The organism is Pseudomonas tohonis (genome assembly GCF_012767755.2).
Taxonomy (GTDB): Bacteria; Pseudomonadota; Gammaproteobacteria; order Pseudomonadales; family Pseudomonadaceae; genus Metapseudomonas; species Metapseudomonas tohonis.
On record NZ_AP023189.1, the window covers coordinates 2369237 to 2386885 of the forward strand.

At 65.1% G+C, this 17649-nt stretch carries 17 protein-coding genes; 13 read left to right on the forward strand and 4 right to left on the reverse strand.

From position 1 onward, the window contains the following. Positions 1 to 5: 5 nt before the first annotated feature. Positions 6 to 782: a molybdate ABC transporter substrate-binding protein gene (locus tag HSX14_RS10900; RefSeq protein WP_173179394.1), complete on the forward strand. Its 777-nt coding sequence runs from the start codon at positions 6 to 8 to the stop codon at positions 780 to 782. Here HSX14_RS10900 and HSX14_RS10905 read toward each other — a convergent pair. Continuing rightward, on the reverse strand, positions 768 to 1676 hold the full coding sequence (locus tag HSX14_RS10905; RefSeq protein ID WP_173179396.1) for a LysR family transcriptional regulator: 909 nt from the start codon (positions 1674 to 1676) through the stop codon (positions 768 to 770). The two genes, HSX14_RS10900 and HSX14_RS10905, sit on opposite strands and share 15 nt — an antisense overlap. A gap of 308 nt (positions 1677 to 1984) precedes the next feature. Between HSX14_RS10905 and HSX14_RS10910 the strand changes: the two genes are divergently transcribed. From HSX14_RS10910 to HSX14_RS10950, 10 genes are all read left to right on the forward strand, one after another. Further along, positions 1985 to 2470: a DUF2165 family protein gene (locus HSX14_RS10910; RefSeq protein ID WP_173179398.1), complete on the forward strand. Its 486-nt coding sequence runs from the start codon at positions 1985 to 1987 to the stop codon at positions 2468 to 2470. A gap of 4 nt (positions 2471 to 2474) precedes the next feature. Then, positions 2475 to 3191 (forward strand): SDR family NAD(P)-dependent oxidoreductase, encoded by a 717-nt coding sequence (locus HSX14_RS10915; protein WP_173179400.1) that lies wholly within the window; start codon positions 2475 to 2477, stop codon positions 3189 to 3191. 115 nt (positions 3192 to 3306) lie between these two features. Further along, the gene (locus tag HSX14_RS10920) at positions 3307 to 3477 is read left to right on the forward strand and encodes a YhfG family protein (protein WP_173179402.1); all 171 of its coding nucleotides are present in this window, start codon (positions 3307 to 3309) and stop codon (positions 3475 to 3477) included. A gap of 56 nt (positions 3478 to 3533) precedes the next feature. Next, entirely contained in the window at positions 3534 to 3770 is a 237-nt protein-coding gene (locus HSX14_RS31160) for a hypothetical protein (RefSeq protein WP_228723617.1), read from the forward strand. Positions 3771 to 3974: 204 nt separating this feature from the next. Continuing rightward, complete coding sequence (locus tag HSX14_RS10925) at positions 3975 to 5306, forward strand: MFS transporter (protein ID WP_173179404.1); 1332 nt, start codon at positions 3975 to 3977, stop codon at positions 5304 to 5306. Positions 5307 to 5515: 209 nt separating this feature from the next. Then, positions 5516 to 6988, forward strand: a complete 1473-nt coding sequence (locus HSX14_RS10930) for an aldehyde dehydrogenase family protein (RefSeq protein ID WP_173179406.1) — start codon at positions 5516 to 5518, stop codon at positions 6986 to 6988. Between the two features lie 67 nt (positions 6989 to 7055). Further along, a complete protein-coding gene (locus tag HSX14_RS10935) occupies positions 7056 to 8444 on the forward strand; it encodes an amino acid permease (protein ID WP_173179408.1) in 1389 nt (462 codons plus the stop codon). Between the two features lie 23 nt (positions 8445 to 8467). Continuing rightward, positions 8468 to 9295, forward strand: coding sequence for a phytanoyl-CoA dioxygenase family protein (locus HSX14_RS10940; RefSeq protein ID WP_173179410.1), 828 nt, complete (start codon positions 8468 to 8470; stop codon positions 9293 to 9295). A 251-nt stretch (positions 9296 to 9546) separates the two neighbouring features. Further along, positions 9547 to 9798, forward strand: coding sequence for a helix-turn-helix transcriptional regulator (locus tag HSX14_RS10945; protein ID WP_173179412.1), 252 nt, complete (start codon positions 9547 to 9549; stop codon positions 9796 to 9798). Continuing rightward, on the forward strand, positions 9798 to 10994 hold the full coding sequence (locus HSX14_RS10950) for a type II toxin-antitoxin system HipA family toxin (protein ID WP_173179414.1): 1197 nt from the start codon (positions 9798 to 9800) through the stop codon (positions 10992 to 10994). Before HSX14_RS10945 ends, HSX14_RS10950 begins: the two co-directional genes overlap by 1 nt. A gap of 159 nt (positions 10995 to 11153) precedes the next feature. Here HSX14_RS10950 and HSX14_RS10955 read toward each other — a convergent pair whose 3' ends face one another. Continuing rightward, entirely contained in the window at positions 11154 to 12110 is a 957-nt protein-coding gene (locus HSX14_RS10955) for an NAD(P)H-dependent flavin oxidoreductase (protein WP_173179416.1), read from the reverse strand. 449 nt (positions 12111 to 12559) lie between these two features. Between HSX14_RS10955 and HSX14_RS10960 the strand changes: the two genes are divergently transcribed. Continuing rightward, complete coding sequence (locus HSX14_RS10960) at positions 12560 to 13969, forward strand: alkaline phosphatase D family protein (RefSeq protein ID WP_173179418.1); 1410 nt, start codon at positions 12560 to 12562, stop codon at positions 13967 to 13969. Between the two features lie 74 nt (positions 13970 to 14043). Beyond that, entirely contained in the window at positions 14044 to 14412 is a 369-nt protein-coding gene (locus HSX14_RS10965) for a hypothetical protein (protein ID WP_173179420.1), read from the forward strand. Between the two features lie 167 nt (positions 14413 to 14579). On the opposite strand, the gene HSX14_RS10970 is transcribed toward HSX14_RS10965, so the two are convergent. Both HSX14_RS10970 and HSX14_RS10975 read right to left on the reverse strand, forming a co-directional pair. After that, positions 14580 to 15044, reverse strand: coding sequence for a hypothetical protein (locus HSX14_RS10970; protein WP_173179422.1), 465 nt, complete (start codon positions 15042 to 15044; stop codon positions 14580 to 14582). Positions 15045 to 15239: 195 nt separating this feature from the next. Next, positions 15240 to 17612, reverse strand: coding sequence for a TonB-dependent siderophore receptor (locus tag HSX14_RS10975; RefSeq protein ID WP_197970217.1), 2373 nt, complete (start codon positions 17610 to 17612; stop codon positions 15240 to 15242). Positions 17613 to 17649 lie beyond the last annotated feature (37 nt).

The window sequence follows — 17649 nt, forward strand, 5'->3', positions numbered from 1 at the left end:
TTTCGATGAAGGTATTTTCAAAACGTCTCGTCGCGCTCGCCCTCGGCCTGTGCGCGATCCATGCGACCGCACGCGCGGAAGAGCTGAACGTCATGACCTCGGGCGGCTTCACCGCGGCCTTCAAATTGCTGAGCCCGCAGTACGCGCAGAGCAGCGGCGATACGGTGAACACCATTCTCGGCCCCTCCATGGGCAATGCTCGCGAGGCCATCCCCAATCGCCTGGCGCGAGGGGAGCACGCCGACGTCGTGATCATGGTCGGGTATGCGCTGGATGAGCTGATCAAGCAGGGCAAGGTGGACCCGGCCTCCAGGGTCGAGCTGGCGGATTCGCGCATCGGCATGGTCGTGAAGCAGGGCGCCCCCAAGCCGGCGATCGATACCGAGGAAGCGCTGAAGCGCACGCTGCTGAACGCCCGGTCGCTCGCCTATTCCGATAGCGCCAGCGGGGTCTACATCCAGAACGAGTTGTTCAGGAAGCTCGGCGTCCAGCAGCAGGTCGGGCCGAAGGCAAGCATGATCGAACGGATTCCGGTTGCCTCCACCGTCGCCTCGGGTGAGTACGAGATGGGCTTCCAGCAAGTCGCCGAACTCTTGCCCGTGCCGGGCGTCACCTTCGTCGGCAAGATCCCGGAGTCGCTGCAGTCCGTAACCCGCTACTCCGCCGGTATTCCCCGCAATGCCGAGCACCCGGAGAGGGCGAAGGCGTTGCTGGCCTACCTGTCCTCGTCGGCGGCACAACCCGTCGTTCGCTCCACCGGCCTGGATTCAATCCCCCGCTAGCCTGGCCGGCATGCTCCGGACCAGCCGTTCCAGCTCGAGCGCGGCGGGCGTCAGCGTACGCCCGCGCCGCTTGATCAGGCCCACGTTGCGCAGCACCTGTGGCTCCTCCAGCGGTACGGCCTTGAGAATCGGGTGAGGGGTACGCGGCATGGCGATCGAGGGGACGGCCGCCACGCCCAGCCCGGCCTCCACCAGGCCTATCGCCGTGGTGACGTGCCGGGTCTCGCAGATGCTGTCCTTCGCAGGGTGCAGGCGCTTCAGCGCCTGGCTCATGATGAGGCGGTTCCCCGATGTCTTGTCCAGGGCGATGTAGTCGTGCTCATACATCTCCGACCAGGTCACCGAGGCCCGGTCCGCCAGGGGATGATCACGCCGGCAGGCCATCACATAGCGCTCTTCGAGCAGCAGGTCGAACGTCACTTCCGGGCTCAAGTGCCCACTGAAGCTGACGCCGAAATCCGCCTCGCCACTGGCCACGGCGCCGTTCACTTCATGGGCGCTCGCATCCACGACCGTGATCCTGATGCGTGGATACAACCGATGAAACTCGCTGATCGCCTGCGGCATGAAGTAATAGGCCGCCGAAGGCACGCAGGCGACCGTGACGCGCTCCGTCCTGCTGGAGGCGATATCGCTGATGCTCATCAACGCGTTGTCCAGCTCGTCGAGCACCCGCTCCACTTCGGGAACGAAGGCACGCCCGATCGCCGTCAGGCTCACCCGGCGGGTCGTCCGCTCGAACAGCTTCACGTTGAGGGCGGATTCGAGTTTCTCGATGCGCCGGCTCAGTGCCGGCTGGGTGATCTTCACCGCCTCGGCCGCCTTGCGAAAACTGCCGTTCTCCACCACGGCCCGAAACGCCTGGAGGTCGTTCAAATCGAAGTTGATGCTCATCCGAGTCACCGTATTGATAACGGGAGTGCATCAATACCATGTTTGGAAAACTCCGGGTCGATGGGATTCGCTTCGGTTCCCCACCTGGGCTGTGCAGGTGGGGAAGGGCGCTTCGCCAGATGGCTCGCGGATTCCGGCGCAGTGATCGGCGGGCTCCCTGGCTGTATCGCTCGTCGGCCTCGGGCAGGTCCACTTTCCCTTCTTGCCTGCTATTGACCTTAACTTAGCTTGAGGTTCTATCGTCCTGCCCGTTCTTGCCCGCCACCCAGAGCGTGGCAAGCGTCTTTTGCAACCAACAAGGACCCGGAATGGACACCCAGACTTCATTGATGATCTTCCAGGCCACGTGCTTCCTCGGATTCGCGCTGTGGCTCGGCATTGCCCTGGTCAACAACCTGCACGGTTTCGCCAGCTCGGTGGGGGCGGTGGGGGCGACGCTGTCGATGGCGCCCTTGCGCCAGCCGCCCGTGGTCGACATCCCCTTGCTCAGCCGGGCACTGGTTTCGCCGACGCTGCATCGCCTGGCGCTGGGGGTGATCGTGGTGCTGCAGGCGGTGGCCGTTCTCGCCGTGTGGGCGGGGTGTTATCTCCTGCTGTTCGGCGGTGGCCTGGAGGCCGCTCGACCCTGGTTGAACCTGGCGCTGAGCGTGGCCCTGGCCTCGCTCTTCGCCATGCTGCTGGGCGGGCTCTGGTTCGCCTACTGGATACGCCAGGAGGGCCTGCAACTGACACACCTGGTGCTGGTGATCTGGGTGTTGCTGAACTTCCTCGTGCTCAATCTGCGCTGGAGCTGACCTTGTGAAGATGATGGTGATAGGCGCCAGCCGGGGCCTGGGTCGTGCGTTGGTGGAGGGGCTGGGCAAGCCGGGGGACCGGATCGTGGGTGTGTCGCGCAGCCGGCCGGATCGGCTGGCGGTCGCCGCGGGCGTCGACATCCAGTGGATCGAAGCCGACCTGGCCGAGCCGAAGGTGGCCGTGGCGCATATCGAGGCCCAGGCACCGGCAGAGCTCGATGTGCTGATCTGCAACATCGGCATCTGGGAGCCGCAGGCCTTCAGCGAGGGCTACGACTTCCTGAACGACAGCGATGAGACGCTCGCCAGGTTGGTGGAGGTGAACATCACCGCCACGCTGTTGTTGCTCAAGCGCCTGGTGCCGCGGCTGCTCGGCTCTGCCAGGCCGCAGCTGATCCTCACCGGCTCCACCTCCGCCCTGCACCGCAGCGGGCGGCCCGAGGTGGCGTTCGGTGCCTCCAAGTTCGCGCTGAACGGGATGGCCGATGCATTGCGCGAGGGCTTCCGCGAGCAGCGGCTGGCGGTGACGGTGCTGCAACTGGGCTATCTGAATAACGATGACGGCCTCGCCACTCCGCTGGATGAGGCGGCGGCACGAGGGGAGGGTCAACTGATCCCGGTGCACGACGTGGTCACCCTGGTCGACGCATCGTTGCGCCTGTCGACGGCGTCCTTCGTGCGCGAGCTGGTGCTGCCGGCGATGGCAGACGAGCGCTTCTGAGGCGGATCGGGGGAGAGGGTAGAGGGCTTGTCATGAGAGCGGACGCCGCCAACGGGCGCGGAGAAGCGTGGGGCGATCCGCTATAATCGTGCGGTTGCTGACAGGAGGTTCACCGATGCCAACGCCGTCCCTGCAAGCCAAGAGGGCTTATTACGCCAAGGCGCGCCAGTCCAACTACGCGGCCAGCCTGCGCCTGGAAGGGTTCGAGACCACGCCAGCCGACGGCGAGCGAAAGCTGCCCTCACGTGAGTCCGTACTGAGTGCCTACCGCTCCAGGCAAGACTGATGGTCGACAAGTACGGTACGGGCTAGGACCCGTACTGCTACCCCGCCACCCGGGTCCTGCGCAATCGCCTGGGTCTGACCAGCGACGTGGCTCTGAACCGAGCCGAACGCTCCCTCTCCAAGATTGCTGCCAGCGCATCTCTCGAACACCTCATCGTCAATGCGGGCTATGAAATCAGCTGGTGGTCGGTAGAGGCGGACGAGTGGCTGCGGGCCAATATCGAGGCTGTGTTCTGTGACTACCGGGGCCTTGAGCGAATCTTCGAGCGCTGCATTGGCGGGCCCATCGCTTAGCGTGCGGCGGGTCTGTCGTGTGCGGACTTCCGCCTCCGGTCTGGCAGGTGCCCCTTCCGTGTGTGTCCGTGTTTCCAACGCCACCCGCATCGCGCCTTACATCCCCGCCATCGCCTCTCTACCGCCCACGCCATAGCCCCCGTTCTCCCTGCATTGCTAGCGTCGCTTTCGCCCATTCGGGGCTCGCTTCAGGGAGAAGCCTTCATGCCGAAAATCGTGCGTATAGCGGACATCATCGACGACAGCCCGCTCTCCTGGTTGCAGGTGCGGGTACTGGTCCTGTGTTTTCTCATCGTGTTGCTGGATGGCTTCGACACCGCCGTGATCGGCTACGTCGCGCCGGAGCTGATCCTCGAGTGGGGGCTTGAGCGCAGCGAGCTGGCGCCGGCCTTCGGCGCAGGGCTGTTCGGCATGCTGCTGGGGGCGGTGTGCTGCGGGCCGCTGGCCGATCGCTTCGGGCGCAAGCGTGTGCTGCTGGCCGGCATCCTGGTGTTCGCCCTGGGCACGCTGGCGGCGGCGTTCTCCACCTGGCTGGGGCAACTGGTGGTGTTGCGCTTCGTCACCGGCATCGGCCTGGGCGGCGTGCTGCCCAACTGCATCACCCTGTCATCGGAGTATTCCCCACGGCGCCGGCGCATGCTGCTGGCCACCCTGAGCTATTCGGGGTTCATCCTCGGCCTTGCCCTGGGTGGCAGCGTGGCGGCCTGGTTGATGCCGGCGCTGGGCTGGGAGGGGATGCTCGCCCTCGGCGGCCTGGCGCCGCTGGTCCTGGTGCCGGTGCTGATGCGCTGGCTGCCGGAGTCGCTGTACTTCCTGGTGGGCCACAAGCGCCAGCGCAAGGCGCTGTTGCGCCTGGTCACCGCCATTGGCGGCAGGGACAGCTGGCGCGGCGCGATCCTGGTGGGCGACCTGCCCGAGCAGCCGCGCTCGCCGGTGTCCGTCCTGTTCCAGCGGGAACGGGTGCTGCGCACGCTGATGCTGTGGCTGACCTTCTTCTGCGGGCTCTTCGTGTTCTACCTGCTGACCAACTGGCTGCCCACCATCCTCCGTTCCAGCGGCTACGGAGCGAGCGAGTCGGCGCATATCGCCTCGATGATTCCCATGGGCGGGGTGCTCGGCAGCATCGCCATGGCGCTGGTGCTGGACCGCGTCGGGCCGCGCTGGGTGCTGCCGTTGCAGGCGGCGTTCTCGGCGCTGGCCCTGGGGATGATCGGCTCGCAGCTGGGCAGCGCCAGGGAGCTGATGCTGATGGTGTTCATCGCGGGCTTCGGCCTCAGCGGGCTGCTGGCCAACCTGAGCATCGTCGCCGCCACGCTGTACCCGGTGGATGCCCGGGCCACGGGCGTGAGCTGGGCACTCTCGGCGGGGCGCGCCGGGTCCATCGTCGGCTCCATGCTGGGCGCCTGGCTGTTCGCCCAGGCAGGCAGTCTGCCGGGTTTCTTCCTCTGGCTAGCGGTGCCGGTATTGGTGGCCAGCCTGGCGCTGGCGGTGCTGGGCTATCGCCGTCGCGCCTTGCTGAGCGTGGCACCGGAATGACACTTCCCGATCGGCCGGCGCGCGCCCTTTTGCGTCGGTCGCCTTTCTACCCGGCTCGCCAGCGGTCCACCTCGGCCGAGCACCCCTCTGGCGAGGCCGGAGGGGAGTGGGCGGTGCTGAATGTCGCCGCCACCGCGCGTCGCCAGGGGCCTGCCCCGGGCGCCGCTCATAGCCAGGGCCCACGCAGGCCCATGAGTGAAGGAACCACCATGAACGAGGCAACGCTCTACATCGACGGCTGCTGGGTCCGCCCGAGCCGTCCCAACCGTTTGAGCAGCATCAACCCCGCCACTGAAATGACCCTGCAGGAGTTGTCGGCGGCCGGCATCGAGGAGGTGGACCTGGCGGTGCAGGCCGCGCGTCGTGCCTTCGAGGGGGAGTGGGGCCAAACCGGGGGTGCCGTGCGTGCACGTTTTCTCGAGGCCATGGCCGATGACCTCGAACGCCGTGCCGATGAGCTGGCCCTGCTGGAGGTGCTCGACAATGGCAAGCCGCTGCCCGAGGCCCGGCAGGATGTCGCCGAGGCCATCGCCTGCTTCCGCTACTACGCCGGGCTGGCCTGCGAACTGGACGAGCGCCAGGAGCAGCCCCTGGCGCTGGACGACCCACGCTTCAGCTGCCGCATCCGCCACGAGCCCGTGGGCGTGGCCGCGCTGATCGTGCCCTGGAACTTCCCCCTGCTCATGGCCGCCCGCAAGGTGGCACCGGCCCTGGCAGCGGGCGCCACCTGCGTGCTCAAGCCCTCGGAACTGACTCCGCTGACCGCCTTGCAACTGGGCCACACCGCCCATGCGGTGGGCCTGCCGCCGGGTGTGCTGAACATCGTGCCCGGCCGTGGCCACGAGACGGGGCAGGCCCTGGCGCAGCACCCGGAGGTGGACAAGCTGGCCTTCTCCGGGAGGCTGATCACCGGCGCCAGGCTGGTGGCCGATACCGCTGCCGACTTCAACAACCCGACCCTGGAGCTGGGCGGCAAATCCTCTCTCATCGTCTTCGACGACGCCGATCTCGATGCCGCCGTGGAGTGGGCCCTGTACGGCATCTTCCGCAACCAGGGCCAGGCCGGCAGCGCCACCTCGCGGCTGCTGGTGCAGCAGGGCATCGCCGAGCGCTTGCTGGAGCGGCTGGTGGAGGCCGTGCGCGATATCTGCATCGGCCCCGGCACCGAGCCGGGCGTGCAGATGGGGCCGCTGGTCAGCGCGGCCCGCTACAGCCAGGTGATGGAAGTCATCGCCCAGGGCCGGCAGGACGCGCGCCTGCTCACCGGCGGCCGCCGCCCGCCGGGCTTGCACATCGGCTACTTCATCGAGCCCACCGTCTTCGACGAGCCCCACACCGGCAGCCCCCTCTGGCGCCACGAAATCCTCGGGCCGGTGCTGAGCGTGAAGCGCTTCGGCACCGAGGAGCAGGCCGTGGCGATGGCCAACGACAGCCTCTACGGCTTCGCCGCCGCCGTGATGAGCACCGACCTGGACCAAGCCCGCCGCGTCGCCGGGCAACTGCGGGTCGGCGTGGCCTGGATCAACTGCTCGCAACCGGCCCTCGTCCAGGCCCCCTGGGGCGGCACCCGCCTCAGCGGCCTCGGCCGCGAGCTGGGCCCCTGGGGGCTCGACAACTACCTGGAGGTGAAGCAGGTGACCGAATACATCAGCGAGGAGCCCTGGGGGTGGTACGGGCGCTAGGGCGGGGCCGGCAACGGGGGCATGCAGCCCTGCGCTACACGAACAACAACAAGAAAGGGGTAACGCAATGCAGAACTCGACAATGCGCCGTGGGCTCAATGCCCGGCATATCCGCTTCATGGCCCTCGGCTCCGCCATCGGCACGGGGCTGTTCTACGGCTCGGCGGCGGCCATCCAGCGCGCCGGCCCCTCGGTGCTGCTGGCGTACCTGATCGCCGGCGCGGCGGTGTACCTGATGATGCGCGCCCTGGGCGAGATGGCCGTGCGCACACCGGTGGCCGGTTCGTTCGGCCACTACGCCAACCACTACCTGGGGCGCTTCGCCGGCTTTCTCACCGGCTGGACCTACGTCTTCTCGATGCTGATGGTGTGCCTCGCCGACGTCACCGCCTTCGGCATCTACATGGGCCTGTGGTTTCCCGATACGCCGCGCTGGGTCTGGGTGCTGGGCATCGTTTTCGTCATCGCCGCGATCAACCTGTGCAACGTGCGGGTGTTCGGCGAGCTGGAGTTCTGGCTCTCGCTGCTCAAGGTCGTGGCCATCGTCGCGATGATCCTCGCCGGGCTCACGGTGCTGGTGTTCGGCATCCGCCTGGGCGATGCGGGCGGGGTGGCCTCCTTCGCCAACCTCTGGGCCCATGGCGGCTTCTTCCCCAATGGGCTGGAGGGCATGGTGGCGTCCTTCACCATCGTCATCTTCGCCTTCGGCGGCATCGAGGTGATCGGCCTCACCGCCGGTGAAGCGCAGGACCCGCAACGCATGATCCCCAAGGCCATCAACTCGGTGCCGCTGCGCATCCTGCTGTTCTACGTGCTGACCCTGCTGGTGCTGATGGCCATCTACCCCTGGCCGAAGATCGGCAGCCAGGGTAGCCCCTTCGTGCAGATATTCAGCGGGCTGGGCATCGACGCCGCCGCGACCCTCCTCAACCTGGTGGTGATCTCGGCGGCCATCTCCGCCATCAACAGCGATATCTTCTGCACCGGCCGCATGCTCTACGGCATGGCCGGCAATGGCCAGGCGCCGGCGTCCTTCGCCCGGCTCTCGCCTGCCGGCGTGCCCTGGATGACGGTCCTGGTGATGACCCTCGCGCTGCTCGTCGGCGTGCTGCTCAACTACCTGCTGCCCAACGAGCTGTTCCTGCTGTTCGCCTCCCTGGTGACCTTCGCCGTGGTCTGGGTGTGGCTGATGATCCTGCTTTCCCAGGTCGCCATGCGCCGTCGGCTCGACGCGGATGAGGTCGCCGCGCTGCGCTTCCCGGTGCCGTTCTGGCCCTGGGGGCAGTACCTGGCGATCGCCTTCATGCTGTTCGTCTTCGCCGTGATGGCGAGCTTCCCCGACACCCGCACCGCGCTCTATATCGGCGGCCTCTGGCTCATGCTCCTCGGCATCGCCTACCTGATGAAGGGGCCTGGCGACGAGCCGGCCGATGCGGCATCGACCCTTCGTCCCTGATCACGCACGCAAAGGAAACCGCCATGACCCGGCACCGCTACGAATTCGAGCTACCCCATTCGCTGATCGAAGACTTCCACCGCGACGGCGCCATCTGCGTGCGCCAACTCTTCAAGGCCCAGGAGGTGGCGCTGCTCAGGCAGGGCATCGAGCGCAACCTCGCCAACCCCAGCGAGCGTGCCAAGGTCGCCAGCCGTCCCGACGACCCGGGCTGGTTCTTCGAGGACTTCTGCAACTGGCGGGAATTCGACGAATACCGCCGCTTCATCTTCGAGAGCCGCGTCGGCTCGGTCGCCTCGCAGCTCATGGGCGGCGGCACCGCGCGGCTCTATCACGACCACCTGCTGGTCAAGGAACCCAACACCCGCCAGCGCACGCCCTGGCACCAGGACCAGCCCTATTACAACGTCGAGGGCCGGCAGAACTGCAGCATGTGGATGCCCGTCGACCCGGTGGCGCGCGCCTCAACGCTGGAGTTCGTCGCCGGCTCCCACCTCGGCCCCTGGCTCATGCCGCGCACCTTCCTCGACAACCAGGCCCGCTGGTTCCCCGAAGGCTCCCTGGCCGACCTGCCGGATATCGAAGCCGACCGCTCCCGCTTGAACATCCTCGGCTGGGAGCTGGAGCCGGGCGACGCGGTGTTCTTCCACATGCTCACCCTCCACGGCTCCGGCGGCGGGGGCGGCAACCGCCGACGCCGCGCTTTCTCCCTGCGCTTTCTCGGCGACGACATGGTCCACGCCCCCAGGCCCTGGAACACCTCCCCGGAATTCCCCGGGCTGGCGGACGAACTGGCAGCCGGCGCACCCATGGAGCACCGCCTGTTCCCGGTGCTCTGGCCGAGGGTTTGAGGGGGAGAGGTGTGGGTTGGGCCGAGGCACGAGGCCCAACGCGCGGGGTTTAGCGTCACGGCGGTGGCTCATCTGAGGTTCCGCAGCCCTGGGATGTCGGGACAGCCGCCAATGCTCACGCTGACGGCGGCAGTTGGGTCGCCTGAATGACGCCGTTCTCGGTGCGTGATCAGAGCGGTGCTGGTTCGCTTTGATCTTTCAACGAGTTAGGTATACGTTACATTCAATTCCATTTGTTACGTATATAGAACATGGATCATTCCCTTATCACGGCACGTCTTGGCGAGAAGATCCGGCAGTGCCGCCTGAATCGCGGGCTCACGCAGGCCAGGCTGGCTGAGCTGGCGGGTATCACCCGGCAGAAGGTCATCGCTATCGAGAGAGGCGATTTGTCGGTTGGCATGGTGGCCTACGCGCGAGCGCTGGGAGCCATGGACTGCGAGTTCGCGCTGGTACCTGCGGCCATGCCGACGCTGGACGAGATCCAGGGAGTGTTCGCCTGATGACAGCCGTGCTGCGGGTGGCAACGCCGGAGGGCGAGAGCGGGAGGGTTCTCGACTCCAACGGGGACTATCTGTTTCGCTACCACGAAGAGGCCAGGGCGCGGGCGTCCATCAGCCTGCTTATGCCTGTGCGTGTTGATGAATACCGCCACCGGGAGCTGCACCCGATCTTCCAGATGAACCTGCCGGAAGGCTATGTCCTGGAACAATTGCGCAATCGCCTGGCCAAGATGGTGCGTGTCGATCCCATGTTGCTGCTGGCGCTTTCCGGCAGCAGTTCGCCTATCGGGCGGGTAGCCGTCAGCTCGGATGAGGTCGATGCGCTTCTGCGGCGACAGCAGTTCCCGGGCGAAAGGCTGGAGGAAATCCTGGCCTGGGATGGTACCGAGGATATTTTTGCCAGCCTGGTGGATCGTTACATTTTGCGCGCCGGGATCTCGGGCGTGCAGCCGAAGGTGCTGGTTCCGGAGCAGTCGGGCGCAGCTTCACAGCGGTTCACGTCGAAAACCTCCGAACTGATCATCAAGAGTGGCCGAGACGAGTTTCCTGGGCTGGCGATCAACGAGTTCCTCTGCATGTCCGTGGCCAAGGAGGCGGGGATTGCGGTGCCGGAGTTCTACCTGTCCGACAACACCAGGCTGTTCGTCATGCGCCGTTTCGATCGGGATGAGCAACTCGACCCCATCGGCTTCGAAGACATGGCCGCGTTGATGGGCCTGGCTGCAGAGCAGAAGTACAGCAAGAGCTACTCGGCCATCGCCAAGGCCATCCGTCTGTTCTGCTCGCCGGAGCAGGTGCAGGATTCATTGGCCCAGTTGTTCGCGATGGTCAGCTTGAGCTGCATCGTTGGAAACGGTGATGCCCATCTGAAGAACTTCGGACTGCTGTATTCCGACCCTACGCAGCGTGATGCACGGCTGGCGCCTGCCTACGACATCGTCAACACCACGGCCTACATTCCCGAGGACGTACTGGCACTGGATCTGGTCGGTAACAAGTCACTGTTCGCTTCCAGGCAGGGGTTGCTCGAGTTCGCCAGCGTGTGCGACGTAGCTCGGCCGGAGGAGGTCATTCGTGGGCAACTAGAAGCGCTAGAGCGTGTGCTGGCGCGTTCGACCGAACTGTGTGAGCGGGCGCCGAACGTGGCTGCCGCTATCCGCCTGAGTGCTGGGCCATACATGCAGACGTTCAGCTAGCAGGCTGTTGAAAAGCTGACTGTGTTGCTGTTGCGGCGCCCTGGGTTACACACGAAGCCAACGTGCCCTATGTGAATGGCTCAGCTCCATCCCACTTCCGGAACACCGGCGGAGTGGATCGATACCGCCGGCGCCCTATTTGTTTCCGCTGACCAACAGTCAAGTCGGCAGCAGCCGCGCCCTGGCCTCGGCATATTCGCGCTTGAGCTGGGCGATGTACTCCGCCGCCTTCTGCACCTTGTCGATCGGGGCGATGCCCTGGCCACAGCCCCAGATGTCCTTCCAGGCCTTGGCCTCGCTGCTGCCGAAATTCATCTTGCTCGGGTCGCTTTCGGCGAGGTTGTCCGGGTCCAGCCCGGCCGCGAGGATCGAGGGCTTGAGGTAGTTGCCGTGTACGCCGGTGAAGAGGTTGCTGTAGACGATGTCATCGGATGAGCACTCGACGATGGCGCGCTTGTAGCCTTCGGTGGCGTTGGCTTCCTCGCAGGCGATGAAGGCCGAGCCGATGTAGGCGAAGTCGGCGCCCATCGCCTGGGCCGCGAGGATGGCACCGCCGGTGGCGATGGCGCCGGAGAGGGCCAGCGGGCCGTCGAACCATTGGCGGATCTCCTGGATCAGCGCGAACGGGCTCTTCACCCCGGCATGGCCGCCGGCACCGGTGGCGACCGCGATCAGGCCATCCGCGCCTTTCTCCACGGCCTTGCGGGCGAAGGCGTTGTTGATCACGTCATGCAGCACCACGCCGCCATAGGAATGCGCGGCGGCGTAGATGTCCTCGCGGGCACCCAGCGAGGTGATGACGATGGGCACCTTGTACTTAACGCAAAGCTCCATGTCGTGCTCCAGGCGGTCGTTGCTCTTGTGCACGATCTGGTTGATCGAGAAGGGCGCCGCCGGGTTGTCGGGGTTCGCGCGGTTGTAGGCGTCCAGCGTCTCGGTGATCTCCGCCAGCCAGTCCTCCAGCAGCGAGGCGGGGCGCGCGTTGAGTGCCGGCATCGAGCCGACCACGCCGGCCTTGCACTGTTCGATCACGAGTTTCGGGTTGCTGATGATGAACAGCGGCGAGCCGATGACGGGGAAGGGCAAGCGATCCAGCGGGGCGGGGAGCCGGGACATGTGTATTCCTACCAGTCTTTGAATGAGAAGAGTTTGCAGACTGTCGTTCCGCTTCCCTTCCGGTCAAGCACCGGTTCGCGGGTTCGGCATGAAGGCCCCCGGGGTTGGCGGGAGTGCAATGCCCGCCGCGGCATCACCCGCGAGCACGGCGGCGAACTGCACCTGCACAACCGCCCCGAAGGCGGCCTGCGCGCGCGGGTGGAGTTGCCGTGGGGGTGATGGGCGCAGAAGGCCGCTCTTGTAAGCTGGGCTGAGGCACGAAGCCCAACGAGCCAGGCCGAGCCTTGCCCCGTTGGGCCTCGCTACGCTTGGCGCCAACCTACGGCGCTTAAAGCTCATATTGCTCCCACCATTCGCTCTGCTGGCAATGTGCCAATAAGCGACTATTCCTATATCCAGTGCATCAACTGGCACACAGTGGTGATGGAATACTTCACAGGGAGCGTGCAATGAAACTGAATTGGCCAAGCGTTGGACCTATTGTCGGAGCGACCGGCCCCGACGAGACACGTGTCTTCATTAGGGCTGGGAAAGAGGTGCTCGGACAGGATCAGCGGCGCTGTTTTGGGGCTTTGCGTTGGCGCCAGGCAGGGGGCGCCGCCTGGTCCTTGCCCATCTTCAACAAGCTCTCTCCTATCTTCGACTTCAGTTGCGTATTCGTGATTCAGGGGCTCGCCCCTGAGACCTTGTACGAGTACCAGGTCGGCTGGTTCTTTGCCGAGGCTGAATTGGAAGGCGTCCAAGCCCTTGCCGGCGATCTGCAATGGCCGGCTCCAGAACCGGATTTCACACTGAGCTTCACGACTGGCCCAGCGGCGAAATCGGCCCCGCGCCGCTACATCGTGGGTTCCTGCCGCTATGTACTGCGGCTATTCGGTGGCAACTTCTTTGATGATCGGGGCGACAAAGCCTTCCGTTCTGTTCTGGAGCAGATCGCCGGTGGCCAATCCGTCGATGCATTGTTGATGATCGGCGATCAGATCTACGCGGACGACCTCAAGGGGCTGGCACCTGACCAGACCCTGGATCAATTCCTTGAGCGTTATCGAGCTGTTTTCGCGCAGGAATACATACGCAAGCTCATGGCGAGAGTACCGACCTACATGATCCTCGATGACCACGAAATCGAGGACAACTGGCCGGTTGACGCCACAAGCAGTGACCGGACTTCGAAGTACATCTGGGCAATGCATGCCTACCAGATTTATCAGTGCAGCCACAGTCCACTTTTTCCTAGCCATGGCGAGCGTATCGAGGGGACGCTCTCGCATTTCTGGTACAGCTTCCGGGACGGCTGCGCCGACTGGTTTGTCATGGATGCTCGGACCGAGCGGGTACTCGAGGCGGGCGCTCGAAGAATGGTCAACGACAGGCAAATGAGCGCGCTGCTCAAATGGCTGGATGATGGCTCTGGGAACGTCAAGTTCATCGTGACCTCGGTGCCGGTGTTCCCCGATATGAAGAGCGACAAGAACGACAAGTGGGATGCATTCCCTGAACAACGCCAGCAGATCCTCGACTTCATTCACAGCAAGCGGATCAGGAAAGTGGTCTTCGTTTCCGGTGATGTGCACTGTTCGTTCACCAGTGAACTGCGCCTGGTAGGAGACGACGACTTCCTCGTGCACCAGATCGTTTCCTCCTCGTTCTTCTGGCCTCTGCCGCATATGCGCCAATCAAGCTTCGGTTTTGGTGAGGTACTGAAGGGCAAGGGGAACCAGCGCTACGTCGGCGCTCTTACTTCGGAGATGCACTCCAAAGACAATTTCGCGCGTATCGAAGTCGACCAGACGTCTGTCGTGGTGTCGTTCTATGAACGCAAGGGCGACGCGCTTGGAAGCACCACACTGGTTTTCTAATCGCCAGACTTAAAAAGGGTCGAGCCAGCCTTTCGGTACACGCAGTTTGTGCTTTTCAACAGCGAGGATTCTTCATGGACGAGCAGATCACCCAGGCATCGGATGTGTTGGCTTCTAGCCCGACGGCGACTGGTACCGCCCGATCCATAACTTCCCAGTCCACCGAGTTGTATGACTTGATGAGGGTCGTTGTAACCGATGCAAGTTTGTCGACCGAGGAGAAGAAGATACTCATCGACGAACTGCGCAAGAGCACCCCGGCCAGTGACCGCTGGACGTTCCGGTGGGCCATCTGGATTCTCGGGGTAGCGGTATTGCTGACCATCCTGGCCCTTTGGAACCTCAGCTTTGTCAAAATGGACATTCCAGATGGGCTTGTTGCCATTGGGTCAGCAGCAGCTGGTGGGCTGGCAGGCTTGCTAACTCCCAGCCGACGTGAGTGATTCAAAGGCGTGCGGTTGCTATGGAGTAGGCGATGACCAGTGCTTGGTTCGTTCTGTAAGGTAACAGCGGATTCACCTGCATTGAGATTCGACTCATACCTGAAGCCCAACCCCACCGTTGGGCCTGGCTGCGCTCGGCGCCAACCTACGGTGAGTCGGGTGCTTGCCTAGATCTTGCCAAGAATCGCCTGCAACCCCTTCTGGTCCGCCTCGCTAATCGTGCCTTCCAGCCCGCAGCTGCTGAATTCGACCTTGGCGCCGGTGGCGAGGGTCTTGAACAGGCCGAGGTCCACCATCACCACCACCTTCTCGCTGGAGGTGTCGCTGTCGACCTGCAGTTCGCCGTAGCCCTCGTTGGCGATGGCGCCATCGACCTTCCAGGTGATCACGCCGCACGGTTCCATGACGGGCGTGCGGGTGCGGTGGACGATCGCCAGCGTGGCGAAATTAGCCTTGCCGGCTTTCGGCACGAGCACCGTGGCGTCGAGCCCGGCGGGGCCTTCGAGCTGGGTGTCGCTGGTCCAGTTCAGCACCGTGCCGCCGAGCATTTCTTCGGCCTGCTCGGTGAGCGTGCCGGCGAAGACAGGGGTGGCGGCGAGGGTGAGCAGCAGGGCAGAAGCGGTGCGCAGCATGGGGGTGATCGTCCTTGGTCGAGGGAGCGGGTTGGGACGCGCAGTGTGCGGTGCTGAGCGCCGCTGGGGCTACCTCTTTTTGTCGGCGGGTGAGAAGCAAGAGGCCCAACCTGCGGAGTGGGATTCCGCAGCGTTGGGCCTCGCTGCGTTCGGCGCCAACCTACAGGTTGCTCCGTGCGCTATTTGCGGTGGGGTTTACCAGCGGTAGGCGACCCCGGCCGTGACCTGGCGTTCAGCACCGTAGAAGGCGGCGTAGGTGTAGGTGAGGTAGTCCTCGTCGGTGAGGTTGGTGACGTTGAGGGTGAGGTCCCAGGGGCCCATGGCGTAGCCGAGCATGGCGTCCACCAGGGTGTAGGAAGGCGCGACGATGCTGGTGTCGAACAGGCCGGGGACCTCGTCCACGTAGCGCACGCCGGCACCGGCGCGCAGTTCGCCCGGCCCGACCTGGCCGAAGCGGTAGTCGCCCCACACGGAGAACATGTTGCGCGGCATGCCGCCGCTCTTCTGGCCGGCTGCGCTGCTGGTGGTCTGCTGGGTCACTTCGGCCTTGGTATAGGCGTAGGAGGCGGTGATGCTGGCGTTGGCGCCGATGTCGGCCTTGGCCTCCAGTTCCAGGCCACGTGAGCGCACCTCGCCGGTCTGCACCTGGAAGCCGTTGTTCACGGGGTCCGTGGCCAGCACGTTGCTGCGGGTCAACTGGTAGATCGCGGCGGAGTAGAGGGCGTTGCTGCCGGGTGGCTGGTAGCGGATACCGGCTTCGTATTGCTCGCCTTCGGTGGGGTCGAACTTGGTGCCGGCGTGGGAGGTGCCGATCTGGGGTTCGAAGGATTCGCTGTAGCTGACGAAGGGCGCCAGGCCGTTGTCGGCGAGGTAGACCAGGCCCACGCGCTTGGTGAAGGCGTCGCTGTCCTGGCGTGAGCGGTCGTTGCCGTACAGCGCGTCTTCCTTCTGTTTGGCCCAGTCCTGGCGGCCGCCGAGCAACAGCACCCGCTTCTCGTCGAACTTGATCTGGTCCTGCAGGTACACGCCGCTCTGGCGGGTACGGTTCCTGGAGCTGTACGGCGCTGGGCCGAGGGGGGTGAAGATGCCGCCGTAGACCGGGTTGAAGACATTCAGCGGGGTCAGGTCATAGTTGTAGCGGTCGGTCGTCAGGTGGCGATCGCCGTAGTCGACGCCCGCCAATACGGTCTGCTCGAGGCGTTCGTGATGAAAGCGCGCTTCCAGTTGGGTGTCGACGACGAAGTTGCGTGAGTCGTCGACGCGGTCCTGGGCGCCACGTGTGACGGTGGTCATCTGCGGGTCGATGAAGCTGTCGAGCCACACCGACGGCATGTCGTTCTCGGATTCGAAGTAGCGCAGGTTCTGGCGCACCTTGAGGTCGTCGTTGAAGGCGTGCTCGAAGCGGTAGCCGATATCCCAGGCGGTGATCACCGATCTGTCGTATCCCGGCTCGCCGGTGAAGGTGTGGCGGGAGATATGGCCGTTGGGGTTGGGCCGCACGGTGCCTTCTGCGGGCAGGCCGTAGACGTAGGCGGTGCGGCTCTTTTGGTAGGTGGCGAGCAGGGTCAGGCTGGTGGCGTCGTCCGGTTGCCAGGTGAGGGACGGGGCGATGTAGGTGCGGTCGTCCGGCACGTGGTGGGTGGTGGTGTCGCTTTTACGCTCCAGGGCGGTGAAGCGGTAGCTGAGGGTGTCGGTCAGGGCGCCGGCGTTGTCGGTGGCCAACTGGTGGCGGTCGTTGCTGCCGGTTTCGGCCTTGATCTCGTGCAGCTCCTCGCGGGTCGGCAGCTTGCTCACCACGTTGATGATGCCGCCCGGCGCGGCCTGGCCGAACAGTACCGAGGAGGCGCCGCGCAGCACTTCCACGCGCTCCATGCCGTAGGGCTCCTGGGTGCCGTCGTAGATGTTGCTCATGTAGCGCATGCCGTCGCGGAAGGTGCTGCCGCTGATCTGGAAGCCGCGCAGGACGAAGGTGTCGGTGAGGCGGTCATCGGCCTCGGTGGCGATCACCCCGGCGGTGTAGCCAAGCGCGTCGCGCAGGCTCTGGGCGTGGATGTCGCTGATCTGGTCGCGGGTGACCACGGAGATGGATTGCGGCGTTTCGAGGATCGGCGTGTCGGTCTTGGTAGCGGTAGTGGCGGCCTTGGCCAGGTAGCCGCTCACCGGGCCCAGGGCGGATTGCTGGCTGGCGGCGCTGATGTCGATCTGCGCCAGGTCGAGGGTGCCGTCGCCGCTCGGGCGTTCCAGGGTGATGCTGCCCGCGCCGTGGCGGAAGTTCAGCCCGCTGCCCTGCAGGAGCATGCCCATGGCCTGGTCGGCGGTGTAGCGGCCGCGCAGTGCCGGCGCTTGCCCGGTGAGTTGCTCTTCGGTGGTGCGCAGCACGGCGATGCCGGTGGTGGCGGTGAACTCACCGAGGGCGTCGAGCAGCGGCTGGCTGGCGATATCGAACTGGAAGTGCGGCTGGCGTTGCTCGCTGGCGGCTTGGGCGCTGTGGGCCTGCATGGGCGCGGCGATGGTGGCGAGCAGGGCGCTGGCGAGCAGCGTTCGGGCCAGGCGGTGGCGGTTGGTCATGCAGTGGTTCTCCCCCGTAAAACGGCAAATGCGAATT